Raw genomic sequence first — 21,572 nt, forward strand, 5'->3', positions numbered from 1 at the left:
AAGCTCATCCGGGCTACGCCAGCCAGTCTACTGCGCCCCCGGCGCGCCATAATTCGGCGCAAGCAAGCGATTGCGTAACAGATAGCTCATCGCGCGTGACCAGGACTCGTCCGTATTGCCACGGAAATCCGCGCTCATCGACGTCACCAGATGGCCGGTGCGGGCGTTGCGGACGTAAATGTTCATGTTGAGGATGAGGTTCGACACTTTCTGCACCGTGCCGGTCACCGCCAGATCGGCACCCAGCTTCTGCGCGAACTGCACGTCGCAGCCGCCGCAGGCCTGCAGGTTTGCATTGCGCGCTTCGGCGCGCACCGGTGCGATATCGACCAAGGTGTACCGGCCGGAGTCCGCCAGTCCCTGGCGCAGCTGATCGCCGGCACGCAGCAGCCGCGCCTGCTCGTCGGCGCGCTGGCCGTCCTTCTCGCCCTGCACGCTGCTATCAATCAGCTCGAAATCGAACACCGCCGTTTTCGGCTCATCCGCCGAGGCGGCTGATGACAGCGTCAGCGATAGCAGCGCGATGCAGCAAAGCCTGCGCATGATCGTTTTCCAGCGGAACCAGCCACAGCAAATTGGTCGTTGCAACTTAGGCTGGATCAGCCATGTTTCAAGCCAGAAGTCTCCGGATCGGCTGCCGTCGAGGGAGGCTTGAGGGAGGTGCCCTGTGGCCCGGCTTTGGTGGGCGATCGTGTGGTTCGTGCTGGTCACCGGTCCGGCGGCGGCGGAACCGGTCGAGATCCGGATCGGCTATCTCGGCCCTGCCGGGTTTCGCCCGAGCCTTTCGCTGGTGCAGCATGGTGCCGGCAATGACGGCCTCGCCGGTGCGCGGTTGGCGATCGAGGACAACAACACGACCGGGCGCTTTCTCGACCAGCGTTTTGTGCTCGACGACGTGCGGCTGAACAACAAGGACGATGCGGCGATGGCCATGACGGCTCTGGCGGATCGCCGCGCCTCCTTCATCGTCACCGATCTGGCCGCCGACGATCTGTTGAAGGCTGCCGATGCGGTACGCGACCGCGGCGTCACGCTGCTCAATGCCGGCGCCACCGATGACCGGCTGCGCGAGCAGGACTGCCGGCGCAACGTGCTGCATGTCGCGCCATCCCGCTCGATGCTGGCCGATGCGCTGGCGCAATATCTGGTCTGGAAGCAGTGGCGCCGCTGGCTCCTGGTGGTGGGTTCGCATCCGCCGGATCAGCTCTACGCCGACGCATTGCGCCGCGCGGCGCTGCGGTTCGGCGCCAAGATCGTGCAGGAGCGTATCTTCGAGGACAAAGGTGGCGCGCGCCGCACCGACAGTGGCGTCACGCTGATCCAGCGCCAGATGCCGGCGTTGACGCAGTCGGCTCCCAATCATGACGTGCTGGTCGCCGCCGACGAGAGCGAGGTGTTCGCGCTGTATCTGCCATATCGCACGTGGGACGCGCGGCCGATCGCGGGCTCCGCCGGGCTGGTGCCGACGAGCTGGGACGCAGCCCATGACCAGTGGGGTGCGATCCAATTGCAGAATCGCTTCGTCAAGCTCAATGCGCGCCGCATGACCGCGCGCGACATGCAGGCCTGGACCGCGGTGCGGATGGTCGGCGAAGCCGCGGCGCGCGTGAAATCCGGCGATGCGAAGACGATTGCCGAATTCCTGAAAGGTCCGGACTTCGCCATTGCGGCCTTCAAGGGCCAGCCGCTGACCCTGCGCGACTGGAACGGACAATTGCGGCAGCCGGTGCTGCTCGCCGATGGCCGCATGGTGGTGTCAGTATCGCCGCAGGAAGGGTTTCTGCACCAGATCTCCGAACTCGACACGCTCGGCGTCGATCGTGCCGAGACGAAGTGTAAATGGCAATGAGGTGCGTGATGCGATCAGGCGATGACCTATCGGCTCCGTCATTGCGAGGTCAGGGAAAGCCGGTGGCTTTCCCCTTTGCGAAGCGACGCGGCAATCCAGAAAGCCGCATCCTCCGCAAGAACTGGATTGCTTCGTCGCAAGGGCTCCTCGCAATGACGGGGAGGGGGCGGAGTTTGGCCCGCATTCTAGCGCTGGCTGTTCTGATCGCCTGCGGCACCACCGTCCCTGCCGACGCCTTCATCGCCTATGTCTCCAACGAAAAGAGCAACACCGTCTCGGTGATCGACACCGACACCTGGACCGTGACAAAGACCATTCCGGTCGGCCAGCGTCCGCGCGGTATCGGTTTCACACGCGACGGCAAGTTCGTGCTGGTCGCCGTGGGCGACGACGACACCATCAAGATGATCGATGTCGGCAAGCAGCAGGTGGTCGATACGCTGCCGTCCGGTCCCGATCCCGAACTGTTCGTGCAGGATGCCGAGGGAAAACTGCTCTATGTCGCCAACGAGAACGACAACACGGTGACGATCATCGATATCGCCCGTCGCACCCGGGTTGGCGAGGTGCAGGTCGGTGTCGAGCCGGAGGGCCTGACGATCAGCCCGGATGGCAAGATCCTGATCAATACCTCCGAGACCACCAACATGGCGCATTTCATCGATACCGCGACGCGCCAGATCGTCGCCAATGTGCTGGTCGATGCGCGACCGCGCTACGCCATCTTCAAGCGTGACCATTCCGAACTCTGGGTGTCGGCCGAGATCGGCGGCACCGTGACCATCATCGATCCCGCCCGACGCGAAGTCACCGGCAAGATCAGGTTCGCCATTCCCGGGCTGCGCCGCGAGGCGATCCAGCCGGTCGGTATGGCGCTCACGAAAGACGGCAAAACCGGCTTCGTCGCACTCGGCCCCGCCAACCGGGTCGCCGTGGTCAATGCGACGACGCATCAGGTCACGAAATATCTGCTGGTCGGGCAGCGCGTCTGGCAGATGGCCTTCACCCCGGACGAGAAATATCTACTGACCACGAATGGTGTGTCCAACGACGTCTCGGTGATCGACGTCGGAACCCTGAAGGTGATCAAGACCATCCAGGTCGGCGAATTGCCGTGGGGCATTGCGATGGCGCCGCCATGATGCCGAACTCCGCCGGGCTTCCAATGCAAGACAGGTGCAGCGCGCCGGCCATTGCCGCCGCGCTGGCCATAGACGCTGTCAGCCATCACTATGGATCACGCTGCGCGCTCAAGGACGTCAGCCTCGAGGTCGCGCCCGGCAGCTTCACCGCACTGCTCGGCCTGAACGGCGCCGGCAAGAGCACGCTGGTGTCCCTGGTGACGCGCTTGTTCGGCGTGCAACGGGGGCATATCCGCATTTTCGGCCACGATACCGGCCGTGAGCCCGGCGAGGCGCTGCGCCGGCTCGGCGTCGTGTTCCAGCCACGCACGCTGGATCTCGACCTGTCGGTGACGCAGAACCTGCTGTACCACGCCGCGCTGCACGGCATCGGCCGGCGTGAGGCGCGGCTGCGCGCAGGCGACGTGCTGGCGCAGGTTGCGCTGTCGGATCGCGGTATGAGCAAGGTACGCGACCTGTCCGGCGGGCAGATGCGACGGCTGGAGATCGCGCGTGCGCTGCTGCACCGGCCGCAACTCCTGCTGCTCGACGAGCCGACCGTCGGCCTCGACGTCCGGTCGCGCGCCGACATGCTCGGCCACATCCGTGCGCTGGTGCGCGAGCAGGGCATCAGCGTGCTCTACACCACGCATCTGTTCGACGAGATCGCCGACGGCGACCAAATCGTGGTGCTGCATCAGGGATGCGTGCTGGCGCAGGGCCGGCTCGGCGACATTCTGGCGCAATCCGGCGCGCGTGACCTGCACGCCGCTTTCATGCGGTTGACCGCGGAGGCCGTGCCATGACGATCGAAGTCGCCATGCCGCGGCGCGGCTTCACGCTTTCGCAATATGCCGTTTGCATGAACGGCATTGTGTGGCGCGAGGCGCTGCGATTCCTGCAACAGCGCGAGCGTTTCGTCTCGGCGCTGGTCCGGCCGCTGGTCTGGCTGTTCATTTTCGCTGCCGGCTTTCGACAGGTGCTGGGCATTTCGATCATCCCACCTTACGAGACCTATATTCTCTACGAGGTCTACATCACGCCCGGATTGATGGCGATGATCCAGCTTTTCAACGGCATGCAGTCGTCGCTGTCGATGGTCTACGACCGCGAGATGGGCAATATGCGAACCCTGCTGGTGAGCCCGCTGCCACGCTGGTATCTCTTGTTCTGCAAGCTGCTCGCCGGCACCGCGGTGTCGGTGCTGCAGGTCTATGCGTTTCTCGCGATCGCCTGGTTCTGGGAAATCGAGCCTCCGCCGCTTGGCTATCTGGCCGTGCTGCCGGCGTTGCTGCTGTCCGGGCTGATGCTCGGCGCGCTCGGCATGCTGATCTCGTCGGGCATCCGGCAACTGGAGAATTTCGCGGGCGTGATGAACTTCGTGATCTTCCCGATGTTCTTTGCCTCCTCTGCGCTCTACCCGCTGTGGCGGGTGCAGGAGGGCAGTCCGTTGCTTGCCTTCGTCTGCGGGCTCAATCCCTTTACGCATGCCGTCGAACTGATCCGTTTCGCTCTGTATGGTCGCCTCAACGGCGTGTCGCTGGCCGTGGTCGGCGGCTGTGCGATCGTATTCATGGTCGCGGCGGCAATGGCCTATGACCCCTCGCGCGGTTTCGGTCGCCGCGGTCCCGCCGGAGCAGAGACATGAAAACCCGTTTCATTATCGCAACGCTGTTGGCGCTGGTGTGCGTGCCGGGCATCGGCCATGCCGCGGATCCGCGCTATCCGGACTGGCCGTGCGTGCAGGCCAAGGTGCCCGAAGTCTCGCTCGCCGCGGTCTGGGCCGGGCCCGACCTCGGCGATGCCACGGATAAATGGAAAGAGGACATGGCGGTCAGCGCGCTGGTCGAGCGCCTGGCGGCGCGGCGCACGCCGCTCGACGAGGCGGAAAAGGCGCTCAACGAATTTCTCGCCGGCGCCGGCGACCGCAAGCTCGACAAGGGCAGGCGGCTGTTTGCCGGCCTGTTCGAGACGCTGAACGCGCAGCGCTCCTCTGTGCTGAACGGGCTGGAGCGCGTCACCCGCAAGCAGCGCGGCGCCGCCGACGCGATCCGAGCCGCGACCTTGTCGATGCATTCGTTGCAGGACCAGGCTTCGCCGGACCCGGCGAAGATCGAGCAACTCAGCAACCAGCTATTGTGGCAGACGCGGATCTTCGAGGACCGCCAGCGCGTCATCAAGTTCGTCTGCGAGGTACCGGTGGCGATCGATCAGCGGCTGTTCGCGCTGGGACGCGCGATCCAGCAGGCGATGGAATAGGGCGTCAGTCCAGCAGCCGCTTCTTGTAGGCCGAAGCGTCCATGTCCCGGATATCGACGCTGAGGCTTTTGGTGTGCGGCAGCACCGCCACCATCGCCGCGCGCAACACTTCGCTGAGCAGCACTTTCTGTGCCGGCGTGCGACCTTCCAGCAGGTACAGCGAGACATGGCAGAAGCCGTCGCGCGTGCCGGCTACCAGATAGTCCGTATAGGCCATCACCCGGATCTTGAGGTCGGCGGCCTGCACCACGCCGGTGCCCGCCGCCGCCTCGTGCAACGCGCGCATCAGGGCCGCGGCATCGAAACGGGCATGGCCTTCGGTGGAATGTTCGATGATGATGTGCGGCATGGCTTATGGTCCTTGGGGCGGTTCGAACTCTCGGCCGTCATTGCGAGGAGCCCTTGCGACGAAGCAATCCAGTTCTTTGAGAGGTCGCAGCTCCTGGATTGCCGCGTCGCTTCGCTAAGGGGAAGGCCAATTGGCTTTCCCTGACCTCGCAATGACGGCTGAAAAGCCGGAGCAGTTTTCTACAGAAGCATCGACTTCACGCTGTCTGCGGCTTCGCGCAGCAGCGGCAGAAAGCGGTCGATCATTTCGCCAGTGGAGATGCGATCGACATGAGCGCCCATGTTGATGGCGGCGACGATCTCGCCATCATAGCGGCGCACCGGCACCGAAATCGAGCGAAAGCCCGGCTCGGCCTCGCGATCGACCAGCGAATAGCCCTTTTCGCGGTCGGTCATGATGGTGGCGAGCAGCAGGTCGCGGTCGGTGACGGTGAACGGCGTCATCGCCTTGAGCTCCATCGCGCTCAAGGCCGCGGCGAGGTCGCTGTTGGAATATTTGCCGAGCATCGCGCGGCCGACCGAGGTGCAGTAGGCCGGCAGCCGGTAGCCGAGATCGATGCCGGCAGAAAACACCCGCGCCGGGCTGGCGCGGGCGATGAAGATCACTTCATGGCCGTCGAGCACCGCCAGCGACGAGATCTCCTGCGCGGTGCTGGCCAGCCGGTCGAGCACCGGCTGCAGTACCGCCACCACCTGGTTCGACGACAGGAAGGAGGCCGCCAGCACCAGCACGCGCGGCGTCAGTGTGAACAATTTGCCGTCGCTTTCGACATATCCGGCGCGCTCCAGCGTGAACAGGATACGCCGCACCGTGGCGCGCGGCAGGTCGGCCGCCTTGGCGAGGTCACTCAGCGTCATCGGGCGGGGATCGGCGCCGAACAGTTCGAACACGCGCAAGCCGCGGTCGAGGCTCTCGATGAAGTCGGTATTGCCGCGCTCCTCGCCCTCGGCGCGCTTCGGTTTCACCATGATGCGCGTGTCCGGGTCACGCGGCTTCCACTTTCTTGAGATCGAAGCCGAGATCGGCGGCCTGTTCCGGCGTCGGCGACAATGACGCCGCGATCAGGCGGCGCGCGATCATCTGGTCTCCGGGCCGGTTGATGCTGTCCACCGCCATCAGCCGCGTGCCGCGATAATAGAACACCGAGAACTTACCCTCGCTGATCGCGCCGCGGATCACCGGGGTGTCGTCGGGACCCGACAGGCCGACGATCTGCAGCTTCGCGTCATACTGGTCGGACCAGAAGCGCGGCACGGCCTCGTAGGGCTCAGGGTGGCCGGCGATTGCAAAGCCGGCGGCCTTGCCCTGGTCGGTGGCGTTCTGCACCGATTCCAGCCGCACGCGGCGGCCGGCATAGATGTTGTGGTGGTTGCTGACGTCGCCGGCGGCGTAGATGTTGGGGATATTGGTCTGGCCGTGGGCATCGACGTCGATGCCGTTGGCGCACAGCACGCCAGCCTCGACGGCCAGTTCGTCATTGGCGATGCCGCCGATGCCCGCGATGATCAGATCGCCGCGGACCCGGTCGCCGTTCGAGCACACCACGTCGTGCAGGGCGCCGTGGTTCTCGATCGCCGTGACGCTCTGCTGGAAGCGGATATCGACGCCGTGCGAGCGGTGCATGTCGAGCAGGAATTGCGAGATCAGCGGCGACACCGCGCGCTCCAGGAGGCGCGACACCGCCTCGATCATCACTACCTTCTTGCCGGCCTTGGCGGCGGTCGCCGCGACTTCCAGCCCGATGAAGCCGCCGCCGACGATGACGACTTCCTTCGCCGCCTCCAGCCGCGGCTTAAGGTTCACCGCGTGATCCAGCGTGCGCAGATAGACGATGTCGGCGCCGTCGGCGCCCGGCACGGCGAGCTGCCGCGCGCGCGATCCGGTTGCGATCAACAACTGGTCAAACGTCAGTCGCTCGCCGTCTTCCAGTTCGACGGTGCCGGCGTCGCGATCGATGCGGACGGCGCGATGGCCCAGACACATCTCGATATTCTGGGCCTTGAAGTAGTCGTCGCCGCGCAGAAACAGGTTGCTGTGGGTAACGCTGCCCGACAGGAACCCCTTCGACAGCGGCGGCCGCTGATAGGGCAGGTGGATCTCGTCGGCGACGATCCGGATCGGCCCCTGAAAGCCCTTCTCGCGGGCGCTGATGCCGGCCTGAACGCCGGCATAGGACGCGCCGATGATGACGAGGCCGCTCACAGCCGCAGGCCCATGACCGGAAATCGGGAAGTGTGAGGATATGTCGGCATCGCGGGCTCCCATGCGTATCGAGGTATATTGAACATGTGTTCGTCCGGCGCAAGTCGATGCAGGATCGCTGCGGCTGCATCAGTGCTTGTTTTGTCGCCATGATCTGGCGCAAAATTCCACTTGCTTGGAATTATTCAATCTCTAAAATCGCCCATAAGTTCAATAGACGAACAAATGTCTGCGGCTTGGGTTTGTTTGTCCAGCCTCCCGAAAGGCCTCCTTGCCATGATGAGCCAAGAGCAAAACGACCTGATCACCCGGATCGGACCGAAGGCACCCGCCGGCAAGTTGATGCGCAACTACTGGCAGCCCGCGGCGCTGGTCGATGAGCTGGAAGGCGAGCGGCCGATCCGGCCGGTGAAATTGCTCGGCGAGGATTTCGTGCTGTTTCGCGATGAGCAGGGCCGCTATGGCCTGCTCGATCGCGACTGCCCGCACCGCGGCGCCGATCTGGCGTTCGGCCGGCTCGAAGGCGGCGGCGTGCGCTGCGCCTTCCACGGCTGGCTGTTCGACGTCAAAGGCAAGTGCCTGGAGACGCCAGCCGAGCCCGCTACATCGAAACTGTGCGCCGGCATCAAGCAGCGCGCGTTTCCGGTGGTCGAGAAGGGCGGCATCCTGTGGGCCTATCTTGGCGAAGGCGAACCGCCGGCCTTTCCGGAGCTCGACTGCTTCGCGGCACCCGGCGCCTACACCTTTGCCTTCAAGGGCCTGTTCGACTGCAACTGGCTGCAGGCGCTGGAAGTCGGCATCGATCCCGCGCACGCGTCGTTCCTGCATCGTTTTTTCGAGGATGAAGACGTTACGGCCGCTTATGGCAAGCAGTTCCGCGGCGCCTCGGCCGGCACCGAACTGCCGATGACCAAGATTCTTCGCGAGTATGACCGGCCGATCATCAATGTGGAGTCGACTGAGTTTGGCCTGCGCCTGATCGCGTTGCGCCAGCTCGATGACGAACGCACCCATGTCCGCGTCACCAACCAGATCTTCCCGCACGGCTTTGCGATTCCGATGAGCACGGAAATGACCATCACGCAGTGGCACGTCCCGGTCGATGACGAAAGCTGCTACTGGTACGCGATCTTTACCAGCTACACCAAGCCGGTCGACAAGGTGAAGATGCGCGAGCAGCGCCTGGAACTTTACGAACTTCCGAACTACACGTCGCGGAAGAACCGCAGCAATGACTACGGCTTCGATCCGCACGAGCAGGCGCACGAGACCTATACCGGCATGGGCGCCGACATCAACGTCCACGACCAGTGGGCGGTGGAATCGATGGGCAAGATCCAGGACCGCACCCGCGAACATCTCGGATCGAGTGACAAGGCGATTATCGCCTACCGCAAGCTGCTGAGGGCCGAGATCGAGAAGGTCGCCGGCGGCCAGAAGCCGATGATGTTCCTCGACGAGGCCCACGCCCGCAGCATCCAGGGCCCCGGCACGATGGACGGCATCGGCCCAACCAAGGGCTGGGAAACCTACTGGATGGAAGTCGACGTCGCCCGCCGCCGCGGCGCGCCATGGGCGGCCCCCGTGCCGAACGAGACCCCCGCTACCGTGACGCATCTGTCGGCGGCGGAGTAAGCGCGGCGGCAAGCGGCTCTGCTCCCTCCCCCCCTTGCGGGGGAGGGTCGGGGAGGGGGGAGCCACAAGCTCTGTCGCCCGTGGCACCCCCCACCCCGGTCTCCGCTCCTGATGATGCTATCGCATCATCACTCGCTCGGCCGACCCTCCCCGCAAGGGGGAGGGGAGCCATCTCGTTCGTGAACTGCACTGAAAGTTGCTCGCATGAGTTTCGTCGAACGCCACGGCCTGTGGTCCGCAGAACAGAAGGACGCCGCCGTGCGGCTTCGGCGCATCGTCGAGGAGCAGAAGTTGGAAGTGATCCGGCTGTCGTTTCCCGACCAGCATGGCATTTTGCGCGGCAAGACGCTGATTGCCAGCGAGGCGCTGCGGGTGCTGGAGAACGGCTGCAACATCACCACCACGATGTTCGCCAAGGACACCTCGCACAAATCGGTCTTCCCGGTGTTCACCGCCGGCGGCGGCTTCGGCATTCCGGAAATGCAGGGCGCGGCCGACGCGCTTATGATCCCCGATCCGCTCACCTTCCGCGTGTTGCCCTGGGTCGAGGCCACCGGCTGGCTGTTGTGCGACGTGCATTTCGCCGATGGCCGCCCGGTGCCGTTTGCCACCCGCAACCTCTATAAGGGCGTGCTCGCGGACCTCAACAAGCGCGGCTACGACTTTGTCGCCGGGCTCGAAGTCGAGTGCCACATCTTCAAGAACGAAGAAACAAGGATGGCGCCAGAGGATGCCGGTCAGCCGGGCCGATCGCCGGAAGTCAGCCTCTTGTCGCACGGCTACCAGTACCTTACCGAGCAGCGCTACGACCAGATGGAGCCGGTGCTCGAATTCATCCGCCGCGACGTGATGGCGCTCGGCCTGCCGCTGCGCTCGGTGGAAGTCGAATATGGTCCGAGCCAGTGCGAATTCACCTTCGCTCCGACCGTGGGTCTGACGCCGGCCGACAGCATGGTTTTGTTTCGCTCCGCGGTGAAGCAGATCTGCCATCGCCGCGGCTACCACGCCACCTTCATGTGCCGCCCGAAAATTCCCAACGTCGTGTCGTCGGGCTGGCATCTGCACCAGTCGCTGGTGTCGCGCGACGGCGGCCGCAACGCGTTCATGTCTACCGACGCCGGTGAACAATTGTCGTCGTTCGGCCGCGGCTATCTCGCAGGATTGCTGGCGCATGCGCGCGCGGCGACCGTGTTCACTACGCCTACCATCAACGGCTACAAGCGCTATCGCTCCTACTCGCTGGCGCCGGACCGTGCGATCTGGGGCCGCGACAACCGTGGCGCGATGATTCGCGTACTCGGCGGTCCCCATGATTCCGCGACGCGGCTGGAAAACCGCGTCGGCGAACCCGCCGCCAATCCCTATCTCTATATGTCGTCGCAAATTCTCGCCGGCCTCGACGGTGTCGATCGTGTTCTCGATCCAGGCCCCTCGGCCGATTCGCCCTATGAGAGCGATGCGCCGCTTCTGCCGAAATCGCTGCGCGAGGCGGTGTTCGCGCTGAAGGACGATCCGTTCTTCCGGGAATCCATGGGCTCGACCATGGTCGACTACTACACCCACATCAAACTCGCCGAGATCGAGCGCTTTCAGTCCGAAGTGTCGGACTGGGAGCAGCGCGAATATTTCGAGATGTTCTGATCCGCGGCAGGTTTATTGAATAGGTTTTTCCCGAACACAGCTTGCTGACAAAGTTTTCTCTTTCGCAACGAGGACGTCCAACATGCATCGCCCCACGAAATCGATCCTGTCGCTCGCCATTCTGGCGCTGATGACCGGAACTGCATCCGCCGACGTCATAAAGGTCGGCGTGATCGGCACGATGTCCGGCCCCTACGCGCTGTTCGGCGCCAATTACAAGATGGGCATCGACGCCTATGTCGCCGAGCACGGCAACAAGGTCGGCAATCACACCGTCGAGTTCATCTACCGCGACGAGGAAGGTCCGAACCCCGCCAAGTCCAAGGCGCTGGCGCAGGAGCTGATCGTCAAGGACAAGGTGCAGTATCTCGCCGGCATCTATTTCACGCCGAACGCGATGGCGGTGGCGCCGCTGCTGGAAGAATCCAAGACGCCGCTGGTGGTGCTGAACGCCGCTACCTCCTCGATAGTCGAGAAGAGCCCCTACATCGTCCGCACCTCGTTCACGATGTGGCAGAACACCGTGCCGGCGGCCAACGTCGCCTACAAGAACGGCTCGCGCAAGGCGGCGATCGCGGTCAGTGACTACGGCCCGGGCATCGATGCCGAAGCGGCGTTCAAGAAGACTTTCGAGACCGATGGCGGCGCCGTGGTCGAGGCGATCCGCATCCCGATGAACACCACCGACTTCAGCCCGATCATGCAGCGGATCAAGGCGGCCGGCGCTGACACCATCTTCTGCTTCCTGCCGTCCGGCCCGCCGACCTTCGGCTTCTTCAAAGCCTATATCGACAACGGCCTCAGGGCCGACGGCGTCAAGCTGATGTCGACCGGCGACATCGTCACCGAGATCGATCTGCCGAGCATCGGCGACAGCGCGCTTGGCGTGCTCTCGACCTATCACTACGCGGTGTCGCACGAGAGCCCGGAGAACAAGCAGTTCCTGGCCTCGATCGTGAAGAACGGCGGTAAGGTCGAGGACGTCGCGATGACCGGCGTCGCCGCCTATGACGGCGCGCGCGTGATCTACGAGATGATCAAGGCCACCGACGGCAAGCGCGACCCGGACAAGGCGATCGCTGCCGTCAAGGGCATGAAGTGGGTCAGCCCGCGCGGTCCGGTATCGATCGATCCTGACACCCGCCACATCCGCCAGAACGTCTATTTGCGCACCGTGGTGAAAGAGAACGGCAAGCTGATCAACAAGGAAAGCGACACGATGTTCGCCGACCAGCCGGATTGGGCGCTGAGCAAGAAGTAAACCTCTCACTGTCGTTCCGGGGCAGGAGCAGCGTCAGCTGCGACTGAACCCGGAACCTCGATGTGAGACGATGAACATGACGGGATTCCGGGCTCGCTCGCGCAGGGGCGCTCGCGCCCCGGAATGACAGACTTATCTCTCCGCTAATCTCAGGCTTCATTCATCCATGTCCGCCGTCGCTTCCTCCATCCTGCTCACCAACGGCCGCATCTATCGCTCGGCGTGGGATGAGACGCCAGCCGACAGCCTTGTCGTGTTTGACGGTCGTGTGCTGTGGAGCGGCGCGCGCGCCGATGCGCCGGCCGCCGAACGGACCATCGAGCTCGATGGCGCGACCGTGCTGCCGGGGTTGACCGACGCGCATATTCATCTGTTCGCCATCGCGCATGCGCGGCTGCAGGTGCCGGTGACGCCGCGCGATGCGGGCTGCATCGATGCCGTGTTGAAATTGCTTGTTGCCCGCGCGCAGAAAATCCCGACCGGCCAATGGGTCTATGGCGCCGGTCTCGACGAGAACGGTCTTACCGAACATCGCCTGCCGACGCGGGCCGAGATCGACGCTGCGATCCCGCATCATCCGGTGATGATCCGCCGCTTCTGCGGCCACGTCGCCGTCGTCAACAGCGCGGCCTTGAAACTCTTCGACATCGACGACAGCGTCGCCGATCCCGAAGGCGGTGGCTTTGGCCGCGATGGCCATGGCCGTCTCGATGGCAGCGCCACCGAGAGCGCCGCCGAATTGATTTTCCGCGCCGCGCCGCCGATGGACCGCGCCGAACTGATCGCCATGCTGCGCGCGACGATCGACGATAGCGCGAAGCTCGGGCTCGTCGCGGCGGTGGAGGCGGCGGTCGGGTTCACCGTCGGCTTCGACGGTGAATTTGCGATCTGGAACGAGCTGCGCAGCAGCGCGCCGCTGCCAATGCGGCTCGGCTTCATGAACCAGCTCGATCCCGAGGAGGCCGCGCAGCGCGGCCTCAAGCCGATCCAGGATCCCGACTGGCAGTCGATGACGTTGAAATATTTTGCCGACGGCATCGTCGGCGCGCGGACTGCGGCGGTCAGCGAGGACTATGCCGACACGCCGTCGCGCGGCTTTTTCATGCGCGACGAGGCCGAATTGCAATCCGTCATCATCGATGCTCACGCCGCCGGCTGGCAGGTCGCGGTGCATTGCTGCGGCGACCGTGCGATCGATGCCGTGATCGAAGCCTATGAACAGGCAGAGACCGCGCAGCCGCGCGATCAGGCCCGGCACCGCATCGAACATTATTTCGTGCCGCCCGCCGGCGGCCTCGCGCGGATGAAAGAGCTTGGCGCGCTGGTGGTGACGCAGCCGAGCTTCCTCACCCGGATGCGACGCTCGATCGCCGGCGCTTTTGGCCCGCGCGCCGACGGCTGTTATCCTGCTCGCTCCGTCATCGACGCCGGTGTCACCTATGTCGCGACCTCCGACGCGCCGACCGGATCGTGGTCGCCATGGGACGGCATCGCCGACGCAGTGCATCGCGCGGCCGATTCCGGCGCGCCGATCGGGTCGGGCGAGGCGATCTCGGTCCGCGAGGCGATCCACAGCTATACCGTCGGCGGCGCCTTCGCGATGAAGCAGGAGGCCTGGCGCGGCACGCTGGAGCCTGGCATGGCCGCAGATCTGATCGCCATCGACCGCGACATCTTCGCGCCGGAAGTATCGTCATTGCGTGATACCAGAGTGCTGCTGACCATGCTGCGCGGCGACGTCGTTCACGACACGCTGTCCCAGTCGGGCCGGCATTGCGCTGCGTCTGCGGCATAGGGGAAACATGCGCCTCGCTCTCAGCATTCTCACCGACGCGCTGGCCTATGGCATGGTGTTGTTCATCATCTCGATCGGCCTGTCGATCATGATGGGCCTGATGCGCGTGGTTAACCTCGCGCACGGCGCCTTCGCGATGATCGGCGGCTATCTTGCCTCCTATGCCATCCGCGACCTCGACGTGCATTACAGCGTCGCGATCCTGCTGGCGGTGGTCGGTACCATCCTTGTCTCGATCCCGTTCGAAATGCTGCTGTACCGCCGGATCTACCGGAAATCCGATCCCCTGATCCAGGTGCTGATGACCATCGGCATCACTTTCGTCATCATCGGCGTGGTCAATTTCATCTTCGGCCCGACGCTGAAGTCGATCCCGCTGCCACCGCTGCTCAGTGGCCCGCTCGACATCGGCTTCCGCTCGATCCCGACGCATCGACTGTTCGTGGTCGCCTGTGGCGTCGTCACCGCGCTGTCTCTGTGGTGGCTGATCGAGAAGACCGAGTTCGGCATCAAGTTGCGCGCCTCGGTGGATCACTCGGGCATGGCGGATTCGCTGGGGATTCGCACCGAGATCATCTATGCCGTCACGTTCGCGCTGGCGATTGGCCTTGGCGCCTTCGGCGGTGTGGTCGGCGCCGAAATCCTGCCAATCGAGCCGTTCTACGCGCTGCGCTACATGGTCACGTTCCTCGTCGTGGTCTCGGTCGGCGGCGCCGGCTCGATCGTCGGTGCACTGTCGGCCTCATTGTTGCTGGGTCTGGCGGACACCACGGGCAAATATCTCGCGCCGGAGTTCGGTGAGTTCTTCTTCTACCTCACGGTGATCTTCATCGTCTTCGTATTCCCTCACGGTTTGTACGGGAGGTCGCACGCATGAGCGAGTTCGCGCTCCACCATGTGCCGGCCCGGCGACACGCCCCGTTTTTGCAAGACGCCGCCAGCACGATGGCCATCGTCGTGCTCGGCGCGGTCGGCTATTTCCTGTTCCCCGAGGATCTCGCTTTCCTGACGCGGCTGATCGGCATCGCCTTCCTCGTGCTGTCGCTGGATCTGGTGACCGGCTATTGCGGCATCGCCACCCTCGGCCATGCCGCGCAGTTCGGCGTCGCGGCCTATGCCGTCGGCATCGCCTGCGTCCGCGGCGTCACCGATCCCTTGGCGCTGCTGCTGGTCGGCGTGTTTGCAGGTACGGTCATGGGCCTGATCTCCGGCGCGCTGATCGCGCGGTTTCGCGGCCTGCCGCAGCTTGTGCTGTCGATCGCCGTCGGCCAATTGGTCGCCGCGCTTGCCAACAAGCTGCAGGGTCTGACCGGCGGCAGCGACGGCCTGTCGGGCATCTCGCCTGGCAAGGTTCTCGGCCTCTACAATTTCGACATGTACAGCCGCACGGCCTATCTGTTCTCGCTGACGGTCCTCATCATCGTGTTCGTCGCGCTGTCGCGCTTGGTGCGATCGCCCTTCGGGCTGATGTGCCGCGCCATCAAGGACGATGATTTGCGCGCCAGGATGATCGGCGTCGCGGTCTATCCGCGCCTTGTCATCATGTTCGGCGTATCGGGTGCGGTCGCCGGCGTCGGCGGTGCGCTGACCGCGATGAGCACCGGCGTGGTCGGGCTCGACAGCGTCTCGTTCGAACGCTCCGCCGAGGTGCTGGTGATGCTCGTGCTCGGTGGCGCCGGCCATCTGTGGGGTGCGCTTGGCGGGGCCATCATCTTCATGATCTTCGAGCACATCGTCGCGGCCGCCAATCCGTTCCACTGGATGACGCTAGTCGGATTGCTGCTGATCGGGATCGTGGTGTTCGCGCCGAAGGGGCTGATCGAGCCGGTGCTGACGCTGTTTGCGCGCATCGGCGGAAAGGGCAGGGCGTCATGAGCGGTTTGCTTGAAGCACGCAACGTCTCGCTCGCCTTCGGCGGGCTGCAGGTGACGCGCGACGTCTCGTTCCAGCTCAATGCCGGCGACCGCGTCGCATTGATCGGCCCGAACGGCGCCGGCAAGACCACGCTGGTTAATCTGATCACCGGCGATCTCGCGCCAAGCGCCGGGCACTTCTTCATGGGCGACGACGACATCACCGGCTGCAGCATCCCGGAGCGCGTGCAGCGCGGGCTGGTCCGCACGTTCCAGACCACGCGGCTGTTCCAGAACCTCACGGTTGCCGACAACGTCGCGCTCGCGATCATGCAGCGCAGGCGCATCTCGAAGCGCTTCTTCTCGTCATCGACCGAACTGCCGGAAGTGCGTGCCGAGTGGTGCGAGATATTGGCGAAGCTCGGCCTCGACCGCCTCGCTTATCGAAAGGTCATCGAACTGGCTTACGGCCAGCAGCGGCTGATCGAGCTGGCGATCGGCCTCTCGCTGCGGCCCAAGGTGCTGCTGCTCGACGAGCCTGCCGCCGGCGTGCCACACGACGAAGCGCCGAAGATTCTCGAGGCGATTAATGCGCTGCCGTCAGATATCGCGGTGCTGATGATCGAGCACGACATGGATCTGGTGTTCAAATTTGCCACCCGCGTTTTGGTGCTGGCGGCCGGACGGTTGATCTTCGAGGGATCGCCCAAGGACGTGACCGCGGATCACGAAGTGCGCCGCGCCTATCTCGGGAGCTATGCCGATGCCCGCCGCAACGCTTGAAATCGACAACCTTTGCGCCGGTTACGGCCTGACTCGGATCATCGAGGACGTCTCGTTTTCCGTGGCCGCAGGTGACCGGCTCGCCGTGCTCGGCCGCAATGGCATGGGCAAGACCACGCTGCTCGCCACCCTGATGGGCCTGACGACGCGTCATGGCGGCGGCATAAGCATCGGCGGCGTGGATGCGGCAGCGCTGCGCACCTCGGCCCGCGTCGGCCTGGGGATCGGCTATGTGCCGCAGACCCGCGATATCTTTCCGTCGCTGACGGTGGAAGAAAATCTGCGCACCGGCCTCAAGGGGCGGCCGCCGGCGGCGCTGGAGGAGGCCTATGCGATGTTTCCGCGGCTGCGCGATCGCCGTGGCAATTACGGCATGCAGCTATCCGGCGGCGAGCAGCAGATGCTGTCGATGGCGCGCACGCTGCTCGGCAAGCCACAATTGCTGCTGCTCGACGAACCGCTGGAAGGTCTGGCGCCGGTGATCTGTGACGAGCTGATGGCGCTGCTCGGCCAACTCGCCGCCAGCAAGGAAGTCACCATCATTCTGGTCGAGCAGCAGATCGAACGCGCGCTGGATTTTGCCGACCGCGTGATGGTGATGGAGCGCGGCCGCACCAGCTGGACCGGCAAGCCGCAGGAGCTGACGGCCGACCGCACGCTGGTCGATCGCCTGGTCGGCGTTGGAATTCACTGAACCTGTAGCCCGGATGAAGTCGATGCGCCGCTTGCGGCGCGCCGACGAAATCCGGGAAAGCATTTGTGATCTGACGGTCGGTCCCGGATTGCGCTATGCTTCATCCGGACTACGATTGTCGTCACGCTCGGAATATCGTGATGCCCAATAGCAGCAGCACGACGAGGATGGCGGCGAAGATATAGAACAGCACCCGCGCGACGTCGGCCGAGGCCGCGGACACGCCGGTGAAGCCGAGAATGCCTGCCATGATCGACACGACAAAGAAGATCACGGCCCATTTGAGAATGGTCATCGCATAGCTCCCATTAGGAATCCAAAACGCGAAGCGGGCGCAGAAAGTTCCAGGGCGCGGACGCGCCCGAGCTGCGAAGGTGCTCGATGGCTGAGGTGAGATACGCGTCGCGGTCGCAGCGGCGGCAGGAATTTTAACGCGTCGGCCTATCGGCTCCGCATTTCTCGATCGGGAAACCAAATCATCGCGCGCCGGCGTTGCAAGCCCTGGTGATATCTGCCGCTGCCTGCAGCAAGTGCTGCATCAGCCGGGTCTGTGCTTCCTTCGGGGTCCGAACGATCGGCGCCACGAAGGAGACCGCGGCGACGACGCTTCCGTCGTCGATAATCCCCGCCGCGCCGGACACGACATGTGGGGTGATTTCAGCGCAGGACTCCGCCCAGCCCTGCTGGCGGATCGCGACAAGTTCGTCGCGTAGCGCCATGCGATGCGGCGCAAAGGCCGGATCGTGTGCCACGGCGTCGTTCAGCGTCGCCTCGATCTGCGCCGCCGGCAGATGCGCCAGCAGCATCTTGGGCGCCGCGCCGCGATGCAGCGGCAGTGCCACGCCGACCTCGAAGGTCATCCGGAAGCGCGACGTGGCATCGAAGCGTTCGACACAGACGGCACGGTCGCCGGAGCGGCGCACCAGCATCACGGTCTCGCCGGTTTCCTGCGACAGCGAGCGCAGCCGCGGCCGCGCGATCGAGACCAGCCCGGTGCTGGCGCGGGCGGCGTGTGCCAGCCCGAGCACGCGCGGCGCCAGCACGAAGCAGCCGCGCCCGTCCTCGTCGATCAACGCCGCTTCCTTGAGAATGTTGAGGTAGCGATAGGTCGAGGACAGCGGCAGGCCGATGCTGGCCGCCAGGCTTTCAGCCGTATGCCGCGGCGTATCCACCGAGAATGCCAGCAGCGCGCGCAGCACTTTCCGGGAGCTGCCTTCCGCCGGAGGAGCGCTTTTCGCGGCATGCGCTGCGGCCTGCAGAGCTGTAGTATGATCCAGCACCGACATCCCCATTCAGCCGCATTATGGCGGCCCAAGAATACAGCTTTTGGGTGTTATAAAATAAGATCGGGTTGCCGGCAAACGAGAAACGCGAAACGGGCCATCGACTGCAGTTAATAGCTATTTAAATTAGATTGTCGCAAATGATCGGCGATCCCGAGCAATTGTGTCCGGATATTGCTGGCGGCGGTTACCTCCCAGAACGCTCCGCGCGTCGCGGGGCCCACCGCGTAAAGCCCCGGCTGCGCGATGCCCGCGATGTCGCGCAGCCGGCAGTCTGGATCGACATCGAGGCCCAGGCCCAGCGCGCCGCGGCGAGCCTGGCCGGACGTCAACAGGGCGCCGATCAGCGGATCGCGGATGCGGTCGTAACGCTCTTCCGGTCCGCTGCAGTTCAGGATCCAGTCGGTAGCCAGATGCTCATTGCCGGCGCCGCGACGGCGCAGCGTGACGTGGTGGCCATCGGCCGTGGCGCTAGCTACGACGATGTTGCCGGCAAACACGCGCAGTCGGCCGTCGCGTTGCCATTGGTCCAGCAGGGCCGCGACATCCGGAGCCAGCCGGTGGCGATGCGACAGCCAGTAGGCCCGCAGATGCCGCGAGAAGCGCGCGCGCTCGGCCGTCGAAAACTCCTTCCAGAACGCCGCGGTCTGCAGCCGGAACGTATCGACCGAGGTCTGCCACGGCAGGCCGGCCGCCTGCTTGCGCCGAATATCCTCACGCAGCGAACGCAGCAGCCCCCGCACGGTGCGGACCGGCCAGTGCTCGACCGGATCGGGATCGGCGACGGTCACCACATCGACGCGCGGCAGCAGGCCGCGGCGCGACACCATCGTGATCTCCTGCGTGACGCCGCGATGAACGAGATCGATGACGACGTCGACGGCGGTGGCGCCGGTGCCGATCACCAGCACGCGATGATCCGGCGCAATCGCATCGAGCGCGCCCTTGGCCCAGACATTGTCGATCGAACGCGGCGACGGGGCGATGCCGGGAAACGGCGACGGCGGCTGGTTGCCGATGCAGACCAGCACCAGATCGGCATCGATGGCATCGCCCGAAGCCAGCGCGATCCGGTAGCCTGCGCCTTCGCGCGCGATGGCCGTTGCCGTATCGGTTCGCTTGTCGAGCCGGCCGGTACCGTCCACCTCGGCCAGCCGGTCACACAGAAAATCGCCATAGGTCCAGCGCGGCACGAAGGACTGGGAATAGTCCGGCCCGGTGACGTCGCCCCGCGCCGCCAGCCAGTCGACGAAGGCTTCGGAGTCCTCGGCATCGACGCCGCCCATCTTGAAGGCGGGGACATTGATGCGATGCCATTTTTCCGACGCGGAATAGGCCAGGCCGCGACCGAACCGGCCGTCGCGGTCAAGCAGCGTGAGGCGGCCGATGCCCGGAAGCTTTGAGAGAATGATGGCGGCCAGCGTGCCGGCGGCTCCGCCGCCGATGATGGCAATTTGGCGGGTGGTGCGGGGAGAGGTCATGCGATGTTCTATTCGCTGCTGCGCGTCGCGCCAAATTATTCCGGCGGCGCGTAGGTGGCCGGATCAACGGCGCCCGGCCGGCCGTCGAGCGAGAGCTTCGCCACCCGCGGCGGCGTCTCGGCGATGACGCGGCCACGGCGGATCACGGCGAGCCGCGTTGCCTTCAGCCGGATCGCCTCGATCGGATCGCGGGCCTGCAGCAGCACCAGATCGCCGTGGCAGCCGACGTCGATTCCGTAGCCTTCGAGGCCCATGATGGCAGCGGGATTGGTCGTGACCGCGTCGAAGCAATAGCGCATGGCTTCCCGACTGGTCATCTGGGCGACGTGCAGCCCCATATGGGCCACTTCCAGCATGTCGACGGAGCCCATCGAATACCACGGGTCCATGCAGCAATCCTGCCCGAACGCCACGTTGATGCCGTGCGGCCGCATCTCCGGCACCCGCGTCATGCCGCGGCGCTTCGGGTAGCTGTCGTGGCGACCCTGCAGAACGATGTTGATCAGCGGGTTGGCGATTGCCGCGACGCCGGCTTCGGCCATCAATGGCAGCAGCTTGGAGACATAGTAATTGTCCATCGAATGCATCGAGGTGAGGTGCGAGCCGGCGACGCGGCCGTGCAGGCCGAGCCGCTGCGTCTCAAAGGCCAGCGTCTCGATGTGCCGTGACAGCGGATCGTCGCTCTCGTCGCAATGCATATCGACGCGCAGGCCGCGCGCGGCCGCGATTTCGCACAGCGCCTTCACCGACGCCGCGCCGTCCGCCATAGTGCGCTCGAAATGCGGGATGCCGCCGACGATGCTGACGCCCTTGTCGAGCGCACGGGCGAGATTGTCGGCCGCCGTCGGCGAGCGGAAATATCCGTCCTGCGGAAACGCCACCAGTTCGAGATGGAGATAAGGGGCGACCTGCTTCTTGACATCGAGCAAGGCCTCGACGGCGAGCAGCCGGTCATCGCAGATGTCCACATGGCTGCGCACCGCAAGCACGCCCTGCGCCACCGCGAGGTCGCAATATCTCAGCGCGCGCTCGACGAGCGCCTCATAGGTCAATAGCGGCTTCAGTTCGCTCCACAGCGCGATGCCTTCCAGCAACGTGCCGGATATGTTGAGCCGCGGCAGGCCGAGCGACAACGTCGCGTCCATATGGAAGTGGATGTCGATGAAGGGCGGTGACACCAGCTGCCCGGCGGCGTCGATCACGCGCCCGGCGTCGCCCTCAAGCTGCGGTTGCACGGCCTGGATCCGGCCGTCCGAAATGGCGATGTCGTGGCCGCGGCGGCCATCCGGCAGGTTGGCGTTGCGAATAAGCAGATCGAACGTCATGCGGACCTTTGCGTCGTTGCAGCCCCGAATTATCGACGCTG

The 21,572-nt window shown here is 64.8% G+C and carries 21 protein-coding genes; 13 read left to right on the forward strand and 8 right to left on the reverse strand.

Going from position 1 to position 21,572, the window contains the following annotated elements; all coding sequences use genetic code 11:
- Positions 1-27: 27 nt before the first annotated feature.
- The gene (locus tag FIU28_RS07885) at positions 28-543 is read right to left on the reverse strand and encodes a DUF3280 domain-containing protein (protein WP_143572408.1); all 516 of its coding nucleotides are present in this window, start codon (positions 541-543) and stop codon (positions 28-30) included.
- A 124-nt stretch (positions 544-667) separates the two neighbouring features.
- Between FIU28_RS07885 and FIU28_RS07890 the strand changes: the two genes are divergently transcribed.
- The 5 genes from FIU28_RS07890 (at position 668) to FIU28_RS07910 (ending at position 5,229) form a co-directional block, all read left to right on the forward strand.
- A complete protein-coding gene (locus FIU28_RS07890; RefSeq protein ID WP_143572409.1) occupies positions 668-1,849 on the forward strand; it encodes an ABC transporter substrate-binding protein in 1,182 nt (393 codons plus the stop codon).
- 173 nt (positions 1,850-2,022) lie between these two features.
- Positions 2,023-2,991, forward strand: coding sequence for a YVTN family beta-propeller repeat protein (locus FIU28_RS07895; RefSeq protein ID WP_368039337.1), 969 nt, complete (start codon positions 2,023-2,025; stop codon positions 2,989-2,991).
- A gap of 23 nt (positions 2,992-3,014) precedes the next feature.
- Positions 3,015-3,776, forward strand: coding sequence for an ABC transporter ATP-binding protein (locus FIU28_RS07900; protein WP_246660911.1), 762 nt, complete (start codon positions 3,015-3,017; stop codon positions 3,774-3,776).
- Complete coding sequence (locus FIU28_RS07905) at positions 3,773-4,618, forward strand: ABC transporter permease (protein WP_143572411.1); 846 nt, start codon at positions 3,773-3,775, stop codon at positions 4,616-4,618. The genes FIU28_RS07900 and FIU28_RS07905 overlap by 4 nt, the downstream gene beginning before the upstream one ends.
- Complete coding sequence (locus tag FIU28_RS07910; protein ID WP_143572412.1) at positions 4,615-5,229, forward strand: hypothetical protein; 615 nt, start codon at positions 4,615-4,617, stop codon at positions 5,227-5,229. Before FIU28_RS07905 ends, FIU28_RS07910 begins: the two co-directional genes overlap by 4 nt.
- A gap of 4 nt (positions 5,230-5,233) precedes the next feature.
- On the opposite strand, the gene FIU28_RS07915 is transcribed toward FIU28_RS07910, so the two are convergent.
- The 3 genes from FIU28_RS07915 to FIU28_RS07925 form a co-directional block, all read right to left on the reverse strand.
- On the reverse strand, positions 5,234-5,578 hold the full coding sequence (locus FIU28_RS07915) for a 5-carboxymethyl-2-hydroxymuconate Delta-isomerase (protein WP_143572413.1): 345 nt from the start codon (positions 5,576-5,578) through the stop codon (positions 5,234-5,236).
- A 179-nt stretch (positions 5,579-5,757) separates the two neighbouring features.
- Complete coding sequence (locus FIU28_RS07920) at positions 5,758-6,546, reverse strand: IclR family transcriptional regulator domain-containing protein (RefSeq protein ID WP_143572414.1); 789 nt, start codon at positions 6,544-6,546, stop codon at positions 5,758-5,760.
- Positions 6,547-6,562: 16 nt separating this feature from the next.
- Positions 6,563-7,780 carry an NAD(P)/FAD-dependent oxidoreductase gene (locus tag FIU28_RS07925; RefSeq protein WP_143572415.1) on the reverse strand — a complete coding sequence of 406 codons (1,218 nt, stop codon included), beginning with the start codon at positions 7,778-7,780 and terminating at the stop codon, positions 6,563-6,565.
- A gap of 276 nt (positions 7,781-8,056) precedes the next feature.
- Here FIU28_RS07925 and FIU28_RS07930 point away from each other — a divergent pair, with 276 nt between their 5' ends.
- The 8 genes from FIU28_RS07930 (at position 8,057) to FIU28_RS07965 (ending at position 17,442) form a co-directional block, all read left to right on the forward strand.
- Positions 8,057-9,415: an aromatic ring-hydroxylating dioxygenase subunit alpha gene (locus FIU28_RS07930; RefSeq protein WP_143572416.1), complete on the forward strand. Its 1,359-nt coding sequence runs from the start codon at positions 8,057-8,059 to the stop codon at positions 9,413-9,415.
- A gap of 204 nt (positions 9,416-9,619) precedes the next feature.
- Positions 9,620-11,056 carry a glutamine synthetase family protein gene (locus FIU28_RS07935; protein WP_143572417.1) on the forward strand — a complete coding sequence of 479 codons (1,437 nt, stop codon included), beginning with the start codon at positions 9,620-9,622 and terminating at the stop codon, positions 11,054-11,056.
- An 82-nt stretch (positions 11,057-11,138) separates the two neighbouring features.
- Entirely contained in the window at positions 11,139-12,317 is a 1,179-nt protein-coding gene (locus FIU28_RS07940; RefSeq protein WP_143572418.1) for an ABC transporter substrate-binding protein, read from the forward strand.
- Between the two features lie 166 nt (positions 12,318-12,483).
- Positions 12,484-14,112, forward strand: coding sequence for an amidohydrolase (locus tag FIU28_RS07945; RefSeq protein WP_143572419.1), 1,629 nt, complete (start codon positions 12,484-12,486; stop codon positions 14,110-14,112).
- Between the two features lie 7 nt (positions 14,113-14,119).
- Positions 14,120-14,989: a branched-chain amino acid ABC transporter permease gene (locus tag FIU28_RS07950; RefSeq protein WP_143572420.1), complete on the forward strand. Its 870-nt coding sequence runs from the start codon at positions 14,120-14,122 to the stop codon at positions 14,987-14,989.
- On the forward strand, positions 14,986-15,987 hold the full coding sequence (locus FIU28_RS07955) for a branched-chain amino acid ABC transporter permease (protein WP_143572421.1): 1,002 nt from the start codon (positions 14,986-14,988) through the stop codon (positions 15,985-15,987). The genes FIU28_RS07950 and FIU28_RS07955 overlap by 4 nt, the downstream gene beginning before the upstream one ends.
- Positions 15,984-16,748, forward strand: a complete 765-nt coding sequence (locus tag FIU28_RS07960) for an ABC transporter ATP-binding protein (protein ID WP_143572422.1) — start codon at positions 15,984-15,986, stop codon at positions 16,746-16,748. The genes FIU28_RS07955 and FIU28_RS07960 overlap by 4 nt, the downstream gene beginning before the upstream one ends.
- A complete protein-coding gene (locus FIU28_RS07965) occupies positions 16,729-17,442 on the forward strand; it encodes an ABC transporter ATP-binding protein (RefSeq protein WP_143572423.1) in 714 nt (237 codons plus the stop codon). The genes FIU28_RS07960 and FIU28_RS07965 overlap by 20 nt, the downstream gene beginning before the upstream one ends.
- Before the next feature lie 121 nt (positions 17,443-17,563).
- On the opposite strand, the gene FIU28_RS07970 is transcribed toward FIU28_RS07965, so the two are convergent.
- The 4 genes from FIU28_RS07970 to FIU28_RS07985 form a co-directional block, all read right to left on the reverse strand.
- Complete coding sequence (locus tag FIU28_RS07970; protein ID WP_143572424.1) at positions 17,564-17,737, reverse strand: DUF1328 domain-containing protein; 174 nt, start codon at positions 17,735-17,737, stop codon at positions 17,564-17,566.
- Between the two features lie 181 nt (positions 17,738-17,918).
- A complete protein-coding gene (locus tag FIU28_RS07975; RefSeq protein ID WP_168202885.1) occupies positions 17,919-18,722 on the reverse strand; it encodes an IclR family transcriptional regulator in 804 nt (267 codons plus the stop codon).
- Positions 18,723-18,835: 113 nt separating this feature from the next.
- Complete coding sequence (locus tag FIU28_RS07980; protein ID WP_143572426.1) at positions 18,836-20,206, reverse strand: FAD/NAD(P)-binding protein; 1,371 nt, start codon at positions 20,204-20,206, stop codon at positions 18,836-18,838.
- A 35-nt stretch (positions 20,207-20,241) separates the two neighbouring features.
- Entirely contained in the window at positions 20,242-21,531 is a 1,290-nt protein-coding gene (locus FIU28_RS07985; protein WP_143572427.1) for an amidohydrolase family protein, read from the reverse strand.
- Positions 21,532-21,572 lie beyond the last annotated feature (41 nt).

The organism is Tardiphaga sp. vice154, from assembly GCF_007018645.1.
GTDB lineage: Bacteria > Pseudomonadota > Alphaproteobacteria > Rhizobiales > Xanthobacteraceae > Tardiphaga.